Origin of the sequence: Enterobacter sp. Crenshaw, assembly GCF_024734705.1 — a bacterium.
Classification (GTDB): Bacteria; Pseudomonadota; Gammaproteobacteria; order Enterobacterales; family Enterobacteriaceae; genus Enterobacter; species Enterobacter asburiae_B.
Genome location: NZ_CP102932.1, coordinates 3,327,820 through 3,345,625, shown reverse-complemented (window position 1 = coordinate 3,345,625; position 17,806 = coordinate 3,327,820). Strand labels below are relative to the sequence as shown.

Annotated in this window: 14 protein-coding genes and 2 tRNA genes; 8 read left to right on the top strand and 8 right to left on the bottom strand. The window is 53.9% G+C overall.

Annotation, left to right across the window (positions count from 1 at the left end; translation table 11 throughout):
• Positions 1 to 43 precede the first annotated feature (43 nt).
• The gene (gene gltX, locus NWV12_RS15890) at positions 44 to 1,459 is read left to right on the top strand and encodes a glutamate--tRNA ligase (protein ID WP_033146145.1); all 1,416 of its coding nucleotides are present in this window, start codon (positions 44 to 46) and stop codon (positions 1,457 to 1,459) included.
• A gap of 52 nt (positions 1,460 to 1,511) precedes the next feature.
• Here gltX and NWV12_RS15885 read toward each other — a convergent pair whose 3' ends face one another.
• Positions 1,512 to 1,895, bottom strand: a complete 384-nt coding sequence (locus NWV12_RS15885) for a YfeC-like transcriptional regulator (RefSeq protein WP_033146144.1) — start codon at positions 1,893 to 1,895, stop codon at positions 1,512 to 1,514.
• A 1-nt stretch (position 1,896) separates the two neighbouring features.
• Complete coding sequence (locus tag NWV12_RS15880; RefSeq protein WP_033146143.1) at positions 1,897 to 2,259, bottom strand: YfeC-like transcriptional regulator; 363 nt, start codon at positions 2,257 to 2,259, stop codon at positions 1,897 to 1,899.
• Between the two features lie 217 nt (positions 2,260 to 2,476).
• On the opposite strand from NWV12_RS15880, the gene NWV12_RS15875 reads away from it, so the two are divergent.
• The 3 genes from NWV12_RS15875 to NWV12_RS15865 all read left to right on the top strand — a co-directional run bounded on the left by NWV12_RS15875 (position 2,477) and on the right by NWV12_RS15865 (position 5,074).
• Positions 2,477 to 2,552 (top strand) — tRNA-Ala (locus NWV12_RS15875).
• A 41-nt stretch (positions 2,553 to 2,593) separates the two neighbouring features.
• Positions 2,594 to 2,669, top strand: a tRNA-Ala gene (locus NWV12_RS15870).
• A gap of 212 nt (positions 2,670 to 2,881) precedes the next feature.
• Positions 2,882 to 5,074, top strand: a complete 2,193-nt coding sequence (locus NWV12_RS15865; protein ID WP_048980092.1) for an EAL domain-containing protein — start codon at positions 2,882 to 2,884, stop codon at positions 5,072 to 5,074.
• 44 nt (positions 5,075 to 5,118) lie between these two features.
• On the opposite strand, the gene NWV12_RS15860 is transcribed toward NWV12_RS15865, so the two are convergent.
• Entirely contained in the window at positions 5,119 to 6,306 is a 1,188-nt protein-coding gene (locus NWV12_RS15860; RefSeq protein ID WP_008501591.1) for a NupC/NupG family nucleoside CNT transporter, read from the bottom strand.
• A gap of 348 nt (positions 6,307 to 6,654) precedes the next feature.
• Between NWV12_RS15860 and NWV12_RS15855 the strand changes: the two genes are divergently transcribed.
• Positions 6,655 to 7,893, top strand: coding sequence for an Nramp family divalent metal transporter (locus NWV12_RS15855; RefSeq protein WP_033146141.1), 1,239 nt, complete (start codon positions 6,655 to 6,657; stop codon positions 7,891 to 7,893).
• Positions 7,894 to 7,925: 32 nt separating this feature from the next.
• On the opposite strand, the gene NWV12_RS15850 is transcribed toward NWV12_RS15855, so the two are convergent.
• Positions 7,926 to 8,279: a DUF2502 domain-containing protein gene (locus tag NWV12_RS15850; protein WP_023308717.1), complete on the bottom strand. Its 354-nt coding sequence runs from the start codon at positions 8,277 to 8,279 to the stop codon at positions 7,926 to 7,928.
• A 127-nt stretch (positions 8,280 to 8,406) separates the two neighbouring features.
• Positions 8,407 to 9,405: an L-glyceraldehyde 3-phosphate reductase gene (gene mgrA / locus NWV12_RS15845; protein ID WP_048980091.1), complete on the bottom strand. Its 999-nt coding sequence runs from the start codon at positions 9,403 to 9,405 to the stop codon at positions 8,407 to 8,409.
• A 184-nt stretch (positions 9,406 to 9,589) separates the two neighbouring features.
• On the opposite strand from mgrA, the gene ipdC reads away from it, so the two are divergent.
• Positions 9,590 to 11,248, top strand: a complete 1,659-nt coding sequence (gene ipdC / locus NWV12_RS15840) for an indolepyruvate decarboxylase (protein WP_048980090.1) — start codon at positions 9,590 to 9,592, stop codon at positions 11,246 to 11,248.
• Here ipdC and NWV12_RS15835 read toward each other — a convergent pair whose 3' ends face one another.
• Positions 11,249 to 12,484, bottom strand: a complete 1,236-nt coding sequence (locus NWV12_RS15835) for an ion channel protein (RefSeq protein ID WP_048980089.1) — start codon at positions 12,482 to 12,484, stop codon at positions 11,249 to 11,251.
• A gap of 205 nt (positions 12,485 to 12,689) precedes the next feature.
• On the opposite strand from NWV12_RS15835, the gene glk reads away from it, so the two are divergent.
• On the top strand, positions 12,690 to 13,655 hold the full coding sequence (gene glk / locus NWV12_RS15830; protein ID WP_023308713.1) for a glucokinase: 966 nt from the start codon (positions 12,690 to 12,692) through the stop codon (positions 13,653 to 13,655).
• Positions 13,656 to 13,690: 35 nt separating this feature from the next.
• On the opposite strand, the gene NWV12_RS15825 is transcribed toward glk, so the two are convergent.
• Positions 13,691 to 14,422, bottom strand: coding sequence for a LytTR family DNA-binding domain-containing protein (locus NWV12_RS15825; protein ID WP_048980085.1), 732 nt, complete (start codon positions 14,420 to 14,422; stop codon positions 13,691 to 13,693).
• A 3-nt stretch (positions 14,423 to 14,425) separates the two neighbouring features.
• Positions 14,426 to 16,132 carry a sensor histidine kinase gene (locus tag NWV12_RS15820; protein ID WP_048980084.1) on the bottom strand — a complete coding sequence of 569 codons (1,707 nt, stop codon included), beginning with the start codon at positions 16,130 to 16,132 and terminating at the stop codon, positions 14,426 to 14,428.
• 386 nt (positions 16,133 to 16,518) lie between these two features.
• On the opposite strand from NWV12_RS15820, the gene alaC reads away from it, so the two are divergent.
• The gene (gene alaC / locus NWV12_RS15815) at positions 16,519 to 17,757 is read left to right on the top strand and encodes an alanine transaminase (RefSeq protein WP_048980082.1); all 1,239 of its coding nucleotides are present in this window, start codon (positions 16,519 to 16,521) and stop codon (positions 17,755 to 17,757) included.
• The last annotated feature ends 49 nt before the right edge of the window (positions 17,758 to 17,806 follow it).

Here is a 17,806-nt window from a genome sequence, read left to right as displayed (position 1 = left end):
GGATTTGCCGATTGCCGGCATCTTTATAACGTAAGGCCATTTCATGAAAATCAAAACTCGCTTCGCGCCGAGCCCGACAGGCTATCTGCACGTCGGTGGTGCACGTACCGCTCTCTATTCCTGGCTTTTCGCACGCCACAACAAAGGTGAGTTCGTGCTGCGTATTGAAGACACCGATCTTGAGCGCTCCACGCCAGAAGCAATTGAAGCCATTATGGATGGGATGAACTGGCTGAATCTGGAATGGGATGAAGGTCCTTACTTCCAGACCAAACGCTTTGACCGCTATAACGCTGTCATTGATGAGATGCTGGTCGCGGGCACGGCGTATAAGTGCTACTGCTCTAAAGAGCGTCTGGATGAACTGCGTGAAGCGCAGATGGCGAACGGTGAAAAGCCGCGTTATGACGGCCGCTGCCGCCACGACCATAGCGAGCATGCTGCAGATGAGCCTTGCGTGGTGCGTTTTGCTAACCCGCAAGAGGGATCGGTAATCTTTGACGACCAGATCCGTGGCCCAATTGAATTCAGCAACCAGGAGCTGGACGATCTGATCATCCGTCGTACCGACGGTTCTCCAACCTACAACTTCTGCGTTGTGGTTGACGACTGGGATATGGAAATTACTCACGTTGTCCGTGGTGAAGACCATATCAACAATACGCCACGTCAGATCAACATCCTGAAGGCGCTGAACGCCCCTGTGCCAGTTTATGCGCACGTCTCCATGATCAACGGCGATGACGGGAAAAAACTGTCTAAACGTCACGGGGCGGTAAGCGTTATGCAGTATCGCGACGACGGTTATCTGCCGGAAGCACTGCTGAACTATCTGGTGCGTCTGGGCTGGGCTCACGGTGACCAGGAGATCTTCAGTCGCGAAGAGATGATCGAACTGTTCTCTCTGAGCTCTGTAAGCAAATCAGCGAGTGCCTTTAATACCGACAAGCTCCTGTGGCTGAACCATCACTACATCAACACCATGCAGCCAGAATATGTGGCGACGTATCTGCAGTGGCATATTGAGCAGGCAAATATTGATACCCGCACTGGCCCTGAGCTGGCGGACCTGGTGAAACTCCTCGGCGAGCGCTGTAAAACGCTGAAAGAGATTGCCGAAAGCTGCCGCTACTTCTATGAAGAGTTTGAAGAGTTCGACGCGGACGCCGCGAAGAAACACCTCCGTCCGGTTGCGCGTCAGCCGCTGGAAGTGGTGCGCGACAAGCTGGCGGCCCTTACCGAGTGGACCGCTGAGAATGTGCATCACGCCATTCAGGCGACGGCAGACGAGCTGGAAGTCGGTATGGGTAAAGTCGGCATGCCACTGCGCGTTGCGGTGACCGGGGCGGGTCAGTCTCCGGCACTGGATGTGACGGTTCACGCCATCGGCAAGTCACGCAGCGTAGCGCGTATTAACAAGGCGCTGGACTTTATCGCTGAACGTGAAAATCAGCAGTAATTAGGCCTCAGATAAAAAACGGCAGGTTACCCTGCCGTTTTTTTTATGCCTTTTATTCCGTGAGACCGAGCCGCGTCAGGAAGCCGTGTATGCCTTCGCGTTTCAATAAGGCGTCCAGACGCCTCTGCTCTGGCTGAGTCATACTCTCCAGCGTCTCAATAATGCCCGGAGACAGGTTTGAAGAGGGTTCACTGTATGAAGCGGTGACCTCAGCGAGATGGTAAACCGCCTGACGGTTACGGATCGCCGGAAGGCTCATAATATGTTCCTTCACGCGCGCATCAATATGAATGAGCCGCGCGCGACCACCCTTCACGCCGTTGAGGCCTTCGGTTTTCCATCCCTGCTGGCGTATCCAGCGATTAACCGTTTGTCTGGCAACGCCCAAACTCTCCGCCAGCTCTTCCGTGGTCATTTTGCTGCGTAATTTTTTCATATCAGTTCTGATCGCGAATTCCTAAACGTTGCAACAATCCGGTAATCCCTTCCCGCATTAACAGCGATGTCATCTGCTTCTGCTCTTCCGGCGTCATTTCATTGGCCAGCGTCAGGAGCAGCGTGTGAAGCGAACTATCATGACTGACGCCTTCCGGCAGTTCGGACGTTTCAGTTGCCCGACGTGCGCTGCGGATAAAGTCACGGACTTTTTCGTTTACATGTACCAGGCGAGCTTTCCCGCCCTGGACGCCTGGTTTTGGTGATGTAATCCAACCCTCTTTGCGTACCCATTTATTGATGGTCTGGCGGCTATAGCCAGTGAGGAGGGCTAACTCTTCTGGCGTCATTCGTTCCTTGATCATACAATTTCCTGAATATCAGTGGGGTTAATTAACGGCTCATTTTATAGCACCGTTTTACGTGAAAACGTGACAGGCTTAACTCCTGACTGCGAGCAGGCTCGCAAAGTGATTCATTTGCATGAATTTTCGGCGATTGAATGGCTGGGATTGATTTTGCCGTTGACACTCCGCGGTGGAATTCATATTATGCCGCCCGTCAACATGACAGCTTTACGATGGGGCTATAGCTCAGCTGGGAGAGCGCTTGCATGGCATGCAAGAGGTCAGCGGTTCGATCCCGCTTAGCTCCACCAAACTCTGAACCCAACAGAGTGCGGTCAGTAAAGTCACATGTGGGGCTATAGCTCAGCTGGGAGAGCGCTTGCATGGCATGCAAGAGGTCAGCGGTTCGATCCCGCTTAGCTCCACCAAAATTGTAAACCCTCGTCGAAAGACGAGGGTTTTTTTATGTGTTTGTAACACCCTCCACCGTATTTTGTTATCAAAAAGAAGGTATTCCCGTACCTCACCTCAATCGACATCAATAAACCAGTCTAAAAATAGACTTGAACTTGATTCGTGCAATTAATAAACCTATTATCCATCCGGTCAATAATTCTCTCGGAAAATAACGCCCAGGTTAATGAATAGAAAAACTTACAATAATGTAAAGATATTTATGATTGCTCTGGCTTTATGCCTGATTGCGGTACCTGTCTCCCGTTATCTCTCTCCCCGCGCAATTGTTAATGGTCACGACGTTTATTTAGCATGGTTACCTTTAAGCGTAATGCTGGCGGTAATTCTGCTATTTGGGCGCAGGGCTATTCTTCCCATTTTGTTAGGTTTTACTGTCACTAATTTATTCTATGTAAATTTAGCACCGCTACAATATTCAGTATTACTGTTCTGTCAGACCTTTGCGTTGTTCGCGGCGTGCGGCCTTCTGCGCATCATGCTGGGTAAGCGTTGGCGCCACTCCATCCCTAACAAGCACATCGGATTGCGGATATTCTGGCTCGGTTTTATGGTGCCAATAGGGATTAAGCTGTCGATGTATTTGGCGGGCTATTTGTTTGATTTTCCGGTGACAATTTCGACCTTTTTCGGCGAAGGGACGGTAATTTATAACGTTGTGGATATACAAAGCCTGATATGTGCGGCATTGATTTTTACCATGATGTTCTATTACCCGTTAAGAATGATAATTAATCCTCGTTATGCAATAAATTTCTGGCGACGAAGCGTGAAGCCCGTGTTTTTTCACAAGAATTCATTATATATTTTTGCCTGGCTGGTGCTATTAAGTTTCATTCTCGTCATTTTATGTGGTCCTTTTGAATCTCCCGTCATTGCGGGCTATTTGATGCCGCTGATTTTTATTCTTTTTACCTTAGCGATAAGCCGACTGACCTATGCGTTGATTTCTCTGCTGTGGGCTGTATCTGCGCTGCTGCTGTTAACCTACAACTACAACTTCCTTAACGGGGTGGAATCGGGCCATTCGCTCTCTTTTATTCTGTCAGTGCTTATCTCGTTCGCGATCTGCCTGCTTTACATGTCGCGTATTTACCAGCGCAGCGAGTGGCTTAAGCGGGGCTGGCAGGGGAGGGCGCTCACCGATCCGCTGACCGGATTGCCCAATATTCGTGCGCTGGAGGATTATCTTGAGATTCACCCGGATGCAAAAGTGAGCATTCTGCGTATGGATAACCTGGAATTTTTGAGCCGCCACTATGGGATCCTCATGCGGGTCCATTGCAAACGTACGATCGCCACGTCGCTGCAGCCTCTCCTGCAAAAAGATGAGACGCTCTTCCAGCTCCCCGGAAGCGAGCTTGTGCTGGTACTACTGGGCCCGGGAACCGCTGAGCGCCTCCAGCATATGGTTGATCGGCTGAACAGCCGTAAGATTTTCTGGAACAACACCGGGCTGGATATTGAATTCGGTGCGTCCTGGGGAATGGTCGAAAACGGCGAAAAACTGCACCACACGCTGGGGCAGCTGAGCTGGCTGGCCGAGCAATCCTGTGGAACAACAAACAACGTGCTTGCGCTCACGAATAGCCTCGAGGCGGCATCAGGGCAAACGACAGAGCGAGTCCTGATGCTGGCGCGGATTAAGCATGCCCTGGAGGCGGGTCAGTTCCATTTATACGCGCAACCGATCCAGAAGGCGGACGGGAGCGGCTACTACGAAATTCTGGCGCGTATGGAGAGCGAGGGCGAGATCTTCACTCCTGACCGCTTTATTCCGTTGATTGCCCAGTTCAACCTCAGCCACCGGTTTGATATGTGCGTCATGGAGAAATTACTGCTGTGGCTGCGCGATCACCCTTCAACGCAGGCTGGCGCTCGTTTCTCCGTTAATCTGATGCCGCTCACGCTGATGCAAAAAGAGGTGGCGTCCGAGATTTGCGCGCTCTTTGAACGCTACGGCGTTGCGCCTCAGTCCGTCGTGATTGAGATTACCGAAGAGCAGGCCTTCTCAAATTCAGGCAGCAGCATCCACAATATTCAGCAACTGCGGGATTACGGTTTCCGGATTGCTATAGATGATTTTGGTACCGGCTACGCCAACTACGAGCGCCTCAGACGCCTGCAGGCAGACATCATTAAAATTGACGGCTGCTTTATTAAAGACATTTGTACCGATGATATGGATGCGATGATCGTGCAGTCGATGTGTAATCTGGCGAAGACGAAATCGCTGTGCGTCGTAGCGGAATACGTCGAAACACCGGCGCAGCGCGAGATGCTGCTTCGCTTCGGCGTGGATTACCTGCAGGGCTACCTGATAGGCAAACCCAAACCGCTGGAAGAATTGCGGGCATAAAAAAACCGGGAGCCAGGCTCCCGGTTTTTGTTTAACGCTAAACGTTAGAGTACCAGTGCCGCGATAGAAGCAGACAGGACGCTCACCAGCGTAGAGCCGTAAACCAGCTTCAGGCCAAAGCGAGAAACCACGTTGCCCTGTTCTTCGTTCAGACCTTTAATCGCGCCCGCGATAATCCCGATGGACGAGAAGTTCGCGAAGGAGACCAGGAACACGGACAGAATGCCTTCCGCGCGCGGAGAAAGCGTGCTGGCAATTTTCTGCAGATCCATCATCGCAACGAATTCGTTAGAAACCAGTTTGGTTGCCATGATACTGCCGACCTGCAGCGCTTCGTGAGCCGGAACACCCATCACCCAGGCAACCGGGTAGAAGATGTAGCCCAGAATACCCTGGAAGGAGATACCCAGCACCGCGGCGAACAGGGCGTTCAGCGCAGAAATCAGCGCAATGAAGCCGATCAGCATGGCGGCAACGATAATCGCTACTTTGAAGCCCGCCAGAATGTACTCACCCAGCATTTCGAAGAAGCTCTGGCCTTCGTGCAGGTTTGACATCTGAATGTTCTCTTCGCTTGCGTCAACGCGGTACGGGTTGATCAGCGACAGAACGATAAAGGTGCTGAACATGTTCAGAACCAGCGCCGCAACAACATACTTTGGCTCCAGCATGGTCATATACGCGCCCACGATAGACATGGACACGGTAGACATTGCGGTTGCCGCCATGGTGTACATGCGGTTGCGGGACATTTTGCCGAGAATATCTTTATACGCGATGAAGTTCTCAGACTGACCGAGGATCAGGGAACTGACGGCGTTGAAGGATTCCAGCTTGCCCATGCCGTTCACTTTGGATAACAGGAAGCCAATTCCACGAATAACGAACGGCAGAACGCGGATGTGCTGCAGGATACCGATCAGCGCGGAGATGAAGACGATAGGGCAGAGAACCTTCAGGAAGAAGAACGCCAGACCTTCGTCGTTCATTTTACCGAAGACAAAGTTGGTCCCTTCATTAGCGAATCCGAGCAGTTTTTCGAACATTTCGGAGAAGCCTTTCACGAAGCCGAGGCCTACGTTGGAGTTCAGGAAGAACCACGCAAGTAAAACTTCAATGACCAGCAGCTGGACAACATAACGGATACGAATTTTTTTGCGGTCTGTGCTGACCAGCAATGCAAGTGCAGTAACGACAACAAGTGCCAGGACAAAATGAAGGACGCGGTCCATATTTGCTCCAAATATGAGGCAGGTTTAATTTTCGTGCACATTCTATGTAACAAGCGAAAAGAAAACGAGATCGAGGACACACTATAGTTACATCCTGTGACGAGTCTCAAAAATAGTGATCCACAATACATTTTTGTTATGTTAGGTAAATGAGTGAAAAGTTAAGTTTGTGTGCTAGTCTTCACAAAAGCGCGCGCGATTTCGGTTTCTGTTAGATCGCCCCACTTACCCGCCCGTCTATCGTTCAAAGCTATCAGAGAAATCACTGTAAACATCACAAATGATCTTGATAATCATTCTCATTTTGATAGCATTAAACATAGCAAAGGCTATATTTCAGAGGCAGAAATGACAAACAGTCGCGTAGAGGGTAGCAGTGGCAGAGCAGCGCGCAAGTTGCGGTTCGCATTAATGGGACCTGCGTTCATCGCTGCCATTGGCTATATCGATCCAGGTAACTTTGCGACCAATATTCAGGCCGGGGCCAGCTTCGGCTATAAGCTGCTGTGGGTGGTCGTCTGGGCTAACCTGATGGCGATGCTGATTCAGATGCTCTCCGCAAAGCTGGGGATTGCCACGGGTAAAAACCTGGCGGAGCAAATTCGCGACCATTATCCGCGTCCGGCCGTCTGGCTCTACTGGGTACAGGCTGAAATCATCGCCATGGCCACTGACCTCGCTGAATTTATCGGCGCAGCGATCGGCTTTAAGCTGATTCTGGGCGTGTCGCTGTTGCAGGGGGCGGTACTGACCGGGATTGCCACTTTCCTGATCCTGATGCTGCAGCGTCGGGGTCAAAAGCCGCTGGAGAAGGTTATCGGCGGTCTGCTGCTGTTTGTCGCGGCGGCCTATATCGTCGAGCTGATTTTCTCACAGCCGAATCTGGTGCAGCTCGGCAAAGGTATGGCAATCCCAAGCCTGCCAACCTCGGAAGCGGTGTTCCTGGCCGCCGGGGTATTGGGGGCGACTATCATGCCGCATGTGATTTACCTGCACTCCTCGCTGACTCAGCATCTCCACGGTGGGACGCGCAAAGAGCGTTACTCCGCCACCAAATGGGACGTGGCGATTGCCATGACCATCGCGGGGTTTGTCAATCTGGCGATGATGGCTACCGCAGCCGCCGCTTTCCACTTTAACGGCCACACCGGTATTGCCGATCTCGACCAGGCCTATCTCACGCTTGAGCCCTTACTGAGCCATGCTGCCGCCACGATATTTGGTCTCAGCCTGGTGGCTGCCGGTCTCTCTTCTACGGTGGTGGGCACGCTGGCAGGCCAGGTGGTGATGCAGGGGTTTGTCCGCTTCCATATTCCGCTGTGGGTTCGTCGCTCCGTCACCATGCTCCCGTCATTTATCGTGATTCTGATGGGGCTTGATCCTACGAGAATTCTGGTCATGAGCCAGGTGCTGCTGAGCTTTGGTATCGCGCTGGCGCTGGTGCCGCTGCTGATCTTTACCAGCAACAAAACCCTGATGGGCGAACTGGTTAACTCAACGCTGGTGAAACGGACCGGGTGGGCAATCGTGGTGGTGGTAGTGGCACTGAACCTGTGGCTGCTTATTGGCACCGCATTGGGGCTCTAAAAGAAAAAGGAGCCGGGAGGCTCCTTTTTGCATTAATGGTGACCGTGGCCATGACCGTGGCCGCGTCCTTTCCCGCCGCGATCCCAGCCGCCGCGACGGTCGTCACGATCGTTCCAGCCTTCACGGTAGCCGCGCTCATACGCGTTGTCTTTATACCAGCCGCGGTGCCTGCCGTTATCATGTTTCCACCAGCGGTCTCCGCGCCACTCATAGTGACGGTTCCAGTAGTCACGGTCGCGCCAGTAGCCACCGTCCCAGTATCTGCCGTAGTCGTCACGATCGCCAATTTGTAATTTTACTGATGGCAGCAGGGTGATTTCGCCCGCATTGGCGATCAGCGGGGCTGAAGCCAGTAATACCGCTGCAAGAATCAGTGACCTGAACATACTCTTTCTCCTTCACGATCGGGGCCCTTGCGGGGCCTGTTAACGCAATATTACGAGTTGGTAAAGCCTCGTTTCATCGCCTCAACTCCGAATTCCTGAGCGAGAGCACTTTTTGCTAAAGGTGATTCTATTTTGAGCTGTTCAGAATCGTGTCAATACGGACAAGTTCCTCCGCAGAGAAATGGCGGTTTTCCAGCATCCCCACGGCATCATCAATCTGGGCCGTTTTACTTGCCCCAATCAGCACTGACGTCACGTTCTCATGGCGTAATACCCAGGCCAGCGCCATCTGGGACAGCTTCTGACCGCGCTCTTCCGCCATGGCGTTCAGCTTTCTTACCTTCTGCAGCTTCTCTTCGGTGATCTGGTCAGGGTTGAGAAACTGACTGCCGCTTGCCGCGCGTGAGTCTGCCGGAATGCCGTTGAGATAGCGGTTTGTCAATTGTCCACCGGCCAGCGGCGAGAAGGGAATGCAGCCGACCCCTTTTTCCTGCAGCACGTTTAGCAGCCCCTCTTCCGGCGCACGTTCAAAAAGAGAGTATTTCGGCTGGTGGATCAGGCAGGGCGTACCGAGATCGTCAAGGATATCAATCGCCTTGCGGGCCAGTTCTGCAGGGTAGTTGGATAACCCGACATACAGGGCTTTTCCCTGGCGCACCGCATGGTCAAGCGCTTTCATGGTTTCCAGCAGCGGCGTTTGTGGGTCAGGACGGTGATGATAGAAGATATCCACATACTCCAGCCCCATGCGCTTCAGGCTTTGATCGAGGCTTGCCAGCAGATATTTGCGTGACCCCCAGTCGCCGTAAGGGCCATCCCACATGGTATAACCTGCTTTGGTAGAGACGATCAGCTCGTCGCGCCAGGGCAGGAAATCCTCCTGCAAAATACGGCCGAAATTACGTTCGGCCGATCCCGGCGGCGGGCCATAGTTGTTGGCAAGGTCGAAATGCGTAATGCCCAGATCGAACGCGCGCTGTAAAAGTTGACGGCTGTTTTCGATGAGCGTGGTGTCGCCAAAGTTATGCCACAGCCCAAGCGAGATGGCGGGCAACCTGAGTCCGCTTTGCCCGCAGCGACGATACTCCATTGTCCGATAACGATTTTTGTCCGGCTGATAACCCATGCTCATGACCTCTGGCGCTGAAGAAAAAATCAGTGTATGCGTTTACATTAACGCGAAAAAAAGCAGCATAGCGCAGCCTTTTTTGTAAAGCATTCTTTCCATGCTCTTCTTATCGCCAATTCTGGACAGTCATCACGCTTATTTAATACTGAAGGTGAGGTCAACATTAGAAGGATACCTGTTCATGCGTACCCCATACTGCGTCGCCGATTACCTGCTGGACCGTCTTACGGATTGTGGAGCCGATCATCTGTTTGGCGTGCCGGGCGACTATAACCTGCAGTTTCTCGACCATGTGATAGACAGCCCGGATATCTGTTGGGTGGGCTGTGCCAACGAGTTAAACGCCTCCTATGCCGCGGACGGATACGCCCGATGTAATGGCTTTGCCGCGCTGCTGACGACATTTGGCGTAGGAGAGTTAAGTGCGATGAACGGCATTGCGGGCAGCTACGCTGAGCACGTTCCGGTACTGCATATTGTGGGCGCGCCGGGTACGGCGTCACAGCAAAGAGGGGAGCTGCTGCACCATACGCTGGGCGACGGTGAGTTTCGTCATTTTTACCATATGAGCGAACCGATCACCGTTGCACAGGCGATCCTGACCGAACAAAACGCCTGTTATGAGATTGACCGGGTATTAACTACCATGCTCCGGGAGCGTCGCCCCGGCTATCTGATGCTGCCTGCGGATGTGGCAAAAAAAGCCGTCACGCCTCCTGTAAACGCTCTCACTCTCAAACACGCGCATGCCGATAGCGCCTGCCTGAAGGCGTTCCGGGATGCCGCTGAGAACAGGCTGGCCATGAGCAAGCGTACTGCGCTGCTGGCCGATTTCCTTGTCCTGCGCCATGGCCTGAAGCATGCCCTACAGAAATGGGTCAAGGACGTGCCGATGGCACACGCCACCATGCTGATGGGTAAAGGCATATTTGACGAGCGTCACGCCGGTTTTTACGGCACCTATAGCGGTTCGGCGAGCGCCGGTGCGGTAAAAGAGGCGATTGAAGGGGCAGACACGGTGCTGTGCATCGGGACGCGATTTACCGATACCCTGACCGCCGGCTTCACGCATCAGCTAACCCCGTCACAAACAATTGAAGTTCAGCCTCATGCCTCACGCGTCGGTGACGTCTGGTTTACCGGCATCCCCATGCTTCAGGCAATCGAAACGCTGGTAGAGCTGTGTAAACAGCACGTGCACGATGCGCCGGTACCGTCGTCTCAAAGTACGATGGAATATCCGCAGCCGGATGGCTCGCTGACGCAGGAGAATTTCTGGAAAACGTTGCAGACGTTTATCCGCCCTGGAGACATCATCCTTGCGGATCAAGGCACCTCGGCCTTCGGCGCGATCGACCTTCGTCTGCCGGCTGATGTGAATTTTATCGTCCAGCCGCTGTGGGGATCGATCGGCTACACCCTGGCCGCAGCGTTTGGCGCGCAAACCGCCTGCCCGAACCGGCGCGTGATTGTGCTGACGGGGGATGGCGCAGCGCAGCTCACCATCCAGGAGCTTGGCTCGATGCTGCGGGATAAACAACACCCGATTATTCTGGTCCTTAACAACGAAGGGTACACGGTGGAAAGAGCGATTCACGGGCCGGAACAGCGATATAACGACATTGCGCTATGGAACTGGACGCAAATCCCGCAGGCCCTGAGCCTTGATCCTCAGGCCCAGTGCTGGCGGGTCAGTGAAGCGGAGCAGCTGGCGGATGTCCTTGAGAAAGTGGCGCACCACGAGCGGCTCTCGCTAATTGAGGTGATGCTGCCGAAAGCCGATATCCCGCCGCTGCTGGGGGCGATTACTAAAGCGCTGGAAGCGCGCAATAGCGCCTGATTACTTGTCGTTTCGCCAGGCCATCATCATCGGTTTGCCCGCCAGCAGGAGCCAGGCGGGCAACATCACGATACAGAGCAGGGGGAAAAGCGTCGAATCGGGTACCACTACCGCCGCCATAAACAGGCTGAGCCAGGCGTCACGCGTGACCACCAGAACCAGCCCCAGAATAGAGCAGGAGACGGTAATGGCCGCAGGCACCGCATCGACGTGTTCGTGCAACATCAGCCCCAGCGCTACACCGACAAAGACCACCGGGAAGATGCGTCCACCGCGAAAACCGCAGGCTGCAGCCACCACCAGCGCGGCCAGCTTAATCACGGCAAACAGCAGATAGTCGGAGACGCTAAACACCTGGCTGAAGGCCAGCAGCTGCATCTCATCCAGACCTTTGAACAACGTCACCGTCCCGCCGATTGCCCCTAAAATACCGAGGATCAAACCACCAGCCCCCAGAACTAACACCGGGTGTTTGAGTTTATGCATCAGCCGGTGCAGGCGAGGAAGACACCATACCGCTACCATTCCCAGCGCGATGGCGATCGCGACGACGATGGCGCCGCTGAAAATATCGGCTATCTGCATCTGGCCGTAGTGGGGGAGAGAGAGTGAGAAGTGGGGATGGAAAAACAGGCTGGTCGTCAGCGCGCCAGCGGCTGCTGCCATCAGCGGAGCAAAGAGTTTATCCCACAGCGGGACGTCGTTATTGCCGCTGAGCGTCTGAGAAAAGATCAGTGCGGCAGCGACGGGCGTGCCGAAAAGTGCCCCGATGGTGCCTGCGGAGGCGAGGATGGTCCAGTCCAGCGCGCCGACGCGGGGCAAAATGCGTGAACCGAGGAAAACCGCCAGGCCAATATTCACCGCCATAATCGGATGCTCCGGCCCCAGGCTGACGCCGCCGGCCAGACCGATAATCAACGCAATGAGCAGTCCGGGCAGTGCCGAAGGGGGAACCGGGGCGCCAATCAGCGGTTCCTGCGCCGGATCGGGGCCGGCATGGCCGGGACTGAAACGGATCACCAGGCCTACCGCAATACCGGTTAACGTCAGCATCACAACGATCCAGGCAGGGGAATCAGCATTGACCCCCAGTTTTGTCGGAAGCGCTGTCCATAACATGGCTTGCAGCACCGACGCGACTTTCATCACGACAATGAGCACCAGACTTGAGGCCACGCCAATAATTAGCGCCGGAATTGCCAGCAACAGCATGGTTCTGGCTCGCGGGTGGAGCATGATGATTTCCTTGTACAAAACGGTATTACGTTACTTTGCACATTAAGCTTTATGGCAATAGTGCAAAAGGTGCTGAAACGGTAAAGTTATTCTGTGACGAAGATCGATAATCCATGGGCATTCACCTTATGGCCGTTGTTGTTATCACGCCTTGAATTTACAGTGTCCCAAAGATTTATTTTGACTTTAGCGGAGCAGTAGAAGAATGACAAAGTATGCTTTGGTAGGTGATGTGGGCGGCACGAATGCGCGCCTCGCATTGTGCGATGTTAGTAGCGGTGAGATTTCCCGGGCGAAAACCTATTCCGGGCTGGATTATCCAAGCCTTGAGGCCGTTGTCCGCGTCTATCTGGAAGAGCATCAGGTGAGCGTTGAAGACGGCTGCATCGCGATTGCCTGCCCGATAACCGGCGACTGGGTCGCAATGACCAACCATACCTGGGCATTCTCCATCGCCGAGATGAAAAAAAACCTCGGTTTTTCGCATCTTGAAATCATCAATGATTTCACCGCGGTGTCCATGGCGATCCCAATGCTGAAGCCAGAGCATCTGATCCAGTTTGGCGGCGCTGAACCGGTCGAAGGCAAGCCGATTGCGGTGTATGGGGCCGGTACCGGCCTCGGCGTGTCGCATCTGGTGCATGTTGCTCAACGCTGGGTGAGCCTGCCGGGTGAAGGCGGCCACGTAGACTTTGCGCCAAACAGCGAAGAAGAGGGGATTATCCTTGAAGAGTTACGCGCTGAGATCGGCCACGTCTCCGCCGAGCGCGTCCTTTCAGGTCCGGGGCTGGTGAATCTGTACCGCGCGATTGTGAAATCAGACGGTCGTCTGCCGGAAAACCTGCAGCCGAAAGACGTCACCGAACGCGCGCTGGCGGACAGCTGCATTGACTGCCGTCGTGCCCTGTCGCTGTTCTGCGTGATCATGGGACGTTTCGGCGGCAACCTGGCGCTGACGCTGGGCACCTTCGGTGGGGTCTATATCGCGGGCGGGATCGTACCGCGCTTCCTCGACTTCTTTAAAGCCTCGGGCTTCCGCGGTGGGTTTGAAGATAAAGGGCGCTTCAGAAGCTACGTGCAGGACATTCCGGTTTATCTGATCGTGCATGATAACCCGGGACTGCTGGGTTCCGGGGCCCATCTGCGTCAGGTTCTCGGTCAAATCCTCTGATGCAGAGCCCTCTCCCGCAGGAGAGGGCCTTTTCTTTACAGGTGCATCAGCTGACGAAACTCTTTCACCTTGCTGCGGCTTACCGGCACCTGAAAATCCAGATCCTTCAGACGCAAAATGTAGGTGTTGTTAAACCACGGTTCGATCTCGCGGATCTTATTTAAATTCACGCAAAACGACCGGTGGCAGCGGAAAAAGTGGGCAGCCGGGAGCTTGCTGCAGAATTCGGTAATGTTCATCGCCATCACGTACGATTCCCGCCGCGTATAGACAAATGTCATCTTTTCGTGCGCTTCGGCGTAGTAGATATCGTTGACCGGCGTCACGATGATGCGCTCGTCTTTGACCAGATTAATGGTGTCGTTTTCGCGTACCGTTGGGGGGGCGCTAGCGGGAGCGGTCTGCTGCTGCCATGCGGCCTCCAGCTTTTGCAGCATGCTGACAATCCGCGACTCCTGATAAGGCTTAAGAATATAGTCAAACGCCTCCAGCTCGAAGGCCTCTACGGCGTGCTCTTTCCAGGCGGTAACGAAAACGATAAACGGCTTATGGGCAAACTGATTGATGTTTTGCGCCAGCAATACGCCATCTAGCGATGGGATATTGATATCCAGGAAAATCGCATCGACCCGGTTATGCTGCAAAAATTTCAGTACGTCCAGACCATCATCAAACGTGCCTACAATCTCCATCTGGCTGTGGGTTTTGATAAGCCAGGTGAGCTCCTGCTGAGCCAGGAATTCATCTTCTACGATGATAACTTTCATGGGTTACTCCACCTGGGGCAACAGTGATGTCGTCGTATGCGCGCGCGAGCGCTCATTCGGGACGTAAAAAGCAATTTCGGTGCCCGGCTCAAGCCGTTGAATATGCAGACCGTCGCCGTAAAGCAGCTTGACCCGGTGGTGCACGTTCAGCAGACCGATTTTATTCCCCGGCATCTCGTTAGACTCCACGAGCTCAATGACTTTTGGATCAATCCCGTGGCCGGTATCGCGCACGGCAATCCGCACCCGGTTGCCGCTTTCGGTGACGCTAATGGTGACGACGCCTTTGCCTTTACAGGGCTGAATACCGTGAACAATCGCGTTTTCGACCAGCGGCTGAATAAGCAGGCTCGGGATCACGCAGTTGACCTCTTCATCAATATCGTAAATGACCGTGAGCTTGTCGCCAAAGCGGGCCTGCTCAATCGCGATGTAGTCCTTGATCTGATAAAGCTCTTTTTTGATGTCGATCTGCTCGTCATCTTTCAGCTCGATGTTGTAGCGCAGATAGCGCGACAGGTTAAAAATCAGCTGGCGCGCGGTGTCCGGATTAAGGCGAATGGACGAGGAGATAGCGTTCAGCGCGTTAAACAGGAAATGAGGATTGATTTTACTCTGCAGCGCGCGCAGTTCTGCCTTATTTGCCATCTCGCGCAGCTGTTCCGCCCGCGAAACCTCAAGCTGGGTGGAGATTATCTGCGACAGGCCGATGGCCATCTCCTGTAGCGTCGAGGTGATCTGATGCGCGTGGCAGTAATAAATTTTCAGCGTGCCCGTCACGACGCCTTTCTCCCACAGCGGGATGACCAGCATCGAGTGAATTTCCGGCGTTCTGTGGGCTTCATCATTGTTTTTAATAATGATTTTACCGTAGTTAATCGCCTGTCTGGTGGTCGGGCTTATGGTGTCATCGTTGTCGCGATAGTTGTGCTCCCCGACGCCAACGTAGGCCAGCACGTGATCAATATTGGTGATGGCGACGGCGTCAGCGTGGATGTCATGGCGAATGATCTCGCAGACCTGACGCAACGATTCCGCGTTAACGTGGCGGAAAAGCGGCAGCGTTTTGTTGGCGATATCCAGCGCCAGCTTGGCCTGACGGGCGGCGCTGGCCTCTTTTTCCCCTTCAACGCTTTGCACCAGCAGCACGATAAAACCGATGCACACGCTGCCCAGGATCATCGGAATACCGATTTTCGAGACGATATCCAGCCCCAGCGCGGTGGTGGGGGCCCAGACGACGACCAGGATCATGGTCAGCGTTTCGCACACCATGCCTGCGACGATCCCGGCGCGCCAGCGCTGTTTTTTCGGGATTTTGCGGCTGATCCAGCCGGAAAGCACCCCGGCGATAATGCTGGTGATAAAGCACGGCACCGCCGTTACGCCACCGATATCAATCAGATAGCGGTGCGTCCCGGCAATCAGGCCGGTGATAACGCCCACCCACGGACCAAACAAAATCCCGCCGGACATGACGGCGATAATGCGCACGTTAACCAGCGAACCCTCTACCGGCACGCCGGACCAGGTGCTGAACAGGGCGAACAGCGAAAAGATGGCGGTAACGGCCAGCAGCTCTTTTGGCGAGTGGGCTGATTTGTGCAACAGCTCGCGAAACAGGCGAATGCGAATGAGGAAGAACAGGCAAATCAGCATTAATGCCGCACGGTCAAAAACCGCCAGCAGCATAGTGAATATTTCGTGCACGAGTAGACCTGGGAAAACGGGAAAGGACCATGATAAAAAACCTGGCGCGTATTGACCAGCTATCCGTCAGGTTTATCAAATGAGGAAAAACCATAATTTTGAAAGGGGATTATCTGGCGATGACCGAGGCGTCCTGTTTTTTTCTTACCGGCGCATCGTCAGGTAACTGGTTTGATATCATCCTGTTAAATAACAGCTATCAGACAGCCGTTCCCGAAACAGGGGCTTCCGCTTTTAGGCGCAGCCGAGTTCCGGTTTTTAGTCGAGCGCTTTTTTTTTATTTCCCTCTCGACAGCATGATTTTTTTCAGGTTATTTTCTAGTCATGCCACATCGGTGGCAGCGTCGCTCGGACGGTCCGGGCGCTAACGTTAATCTGAGGAATCTATGGCTGAATTCAGTCCTGAACGCCGTTTTACGCGTATCGATCGTCTCCCCCCTTATGTTTTCAATATCACTGCTGAACTGAAAATGGCTGCGCGTCGGCGCGGCGAAGATATTATCGATTTCAGCATGGGTAACCCTGACGGCCCAACGCCACCGCATATCGTTGAAAAGCTCTGCACGGTTGCCCAGCGCCCGGATACGCACGGCTACTCGACCTCTCGCGGTATTCCCAGGTTACGTCGCGCGATCTCGCGCTGGTATCAGGATCGCTATCAGGTTGATATCGATCCGGAAAGTGAAGCGATTGTCACCATCGGCTCGAAAGAGGGGCTGGCACACCTGATGCTGGCCACGCTGGATCATGGCGATACGGTGCTGGTGCCTAATCCAAGCTACCCGATCCATATCTACGGCGCGGTGATTGCCGGTGCGCAGGTCCGTTCTGTGCCCCTGGTGGAAGGTGTCGATTTCTTTAACGAACTGGAACGTGCGATTCGTGAAAGCTATCCGAAACCTAAGATGATGATCCTCGGTTTCCCGTCGAACCCAACGGCGCAGTGCGTGGAGCTTGATTTCTTCGAGAAAGTTGTCGCGCTGGCCAAGCGTTATGACGTGCTGGTGGTTCACGATTTAGCCTATGCAGATATCGTCTATGACGGCTGGAAAGCCCCGTCGATTATGCAGGTCCCGGGCGCGCGTGATGTGGCGGTAGAGTTCTTCACCCTGTCGAAAAGCTACAACATGGCGGGCTGGCGTATTGGCTTTATGGTGGGTAACAAAACGCTGGTGAGTGCCCTGGCGCGCATTAAGAGTTACCACGACTACGGTACCTTCACGCCGCTGCAGGTCGCCGCTATCGCTGCCCTGGAAGGCGACCAGAAGTGCGTCCACGAGATTGCCGCCCAGTATAAGCGCCGTCGCGACGTGCTGGTAAAAGGGTTGCATGAAGCGGGCTGGATGGTGGAAATGCCGAAGGCGTCTATGTACGTCTGGGCGAAAATTCCGGAGCCCTATGCGGCGATGGGATCGCTGGAGTTTGCTAAAAAGCTGCTTCAGGATGCAAAGGTGTGTGTCTCGCCTGGCATTGGATTCGGTGATTATGGCGACACCCATGTGCGATTTGCCCTGATTGAAAACAGCGACCGTATTCGTCAGGCGGTGAGGGGTATTAAGAGTATGTTCCGGGCCGACGGCCTTCTGACCTCAAAGAGCGTCGCTGAACATCCCGCGTCGTCATGACATAAAAAAACAGGAGCCGATGGCTCCTGTTTTTTTGACTGCATGTTCT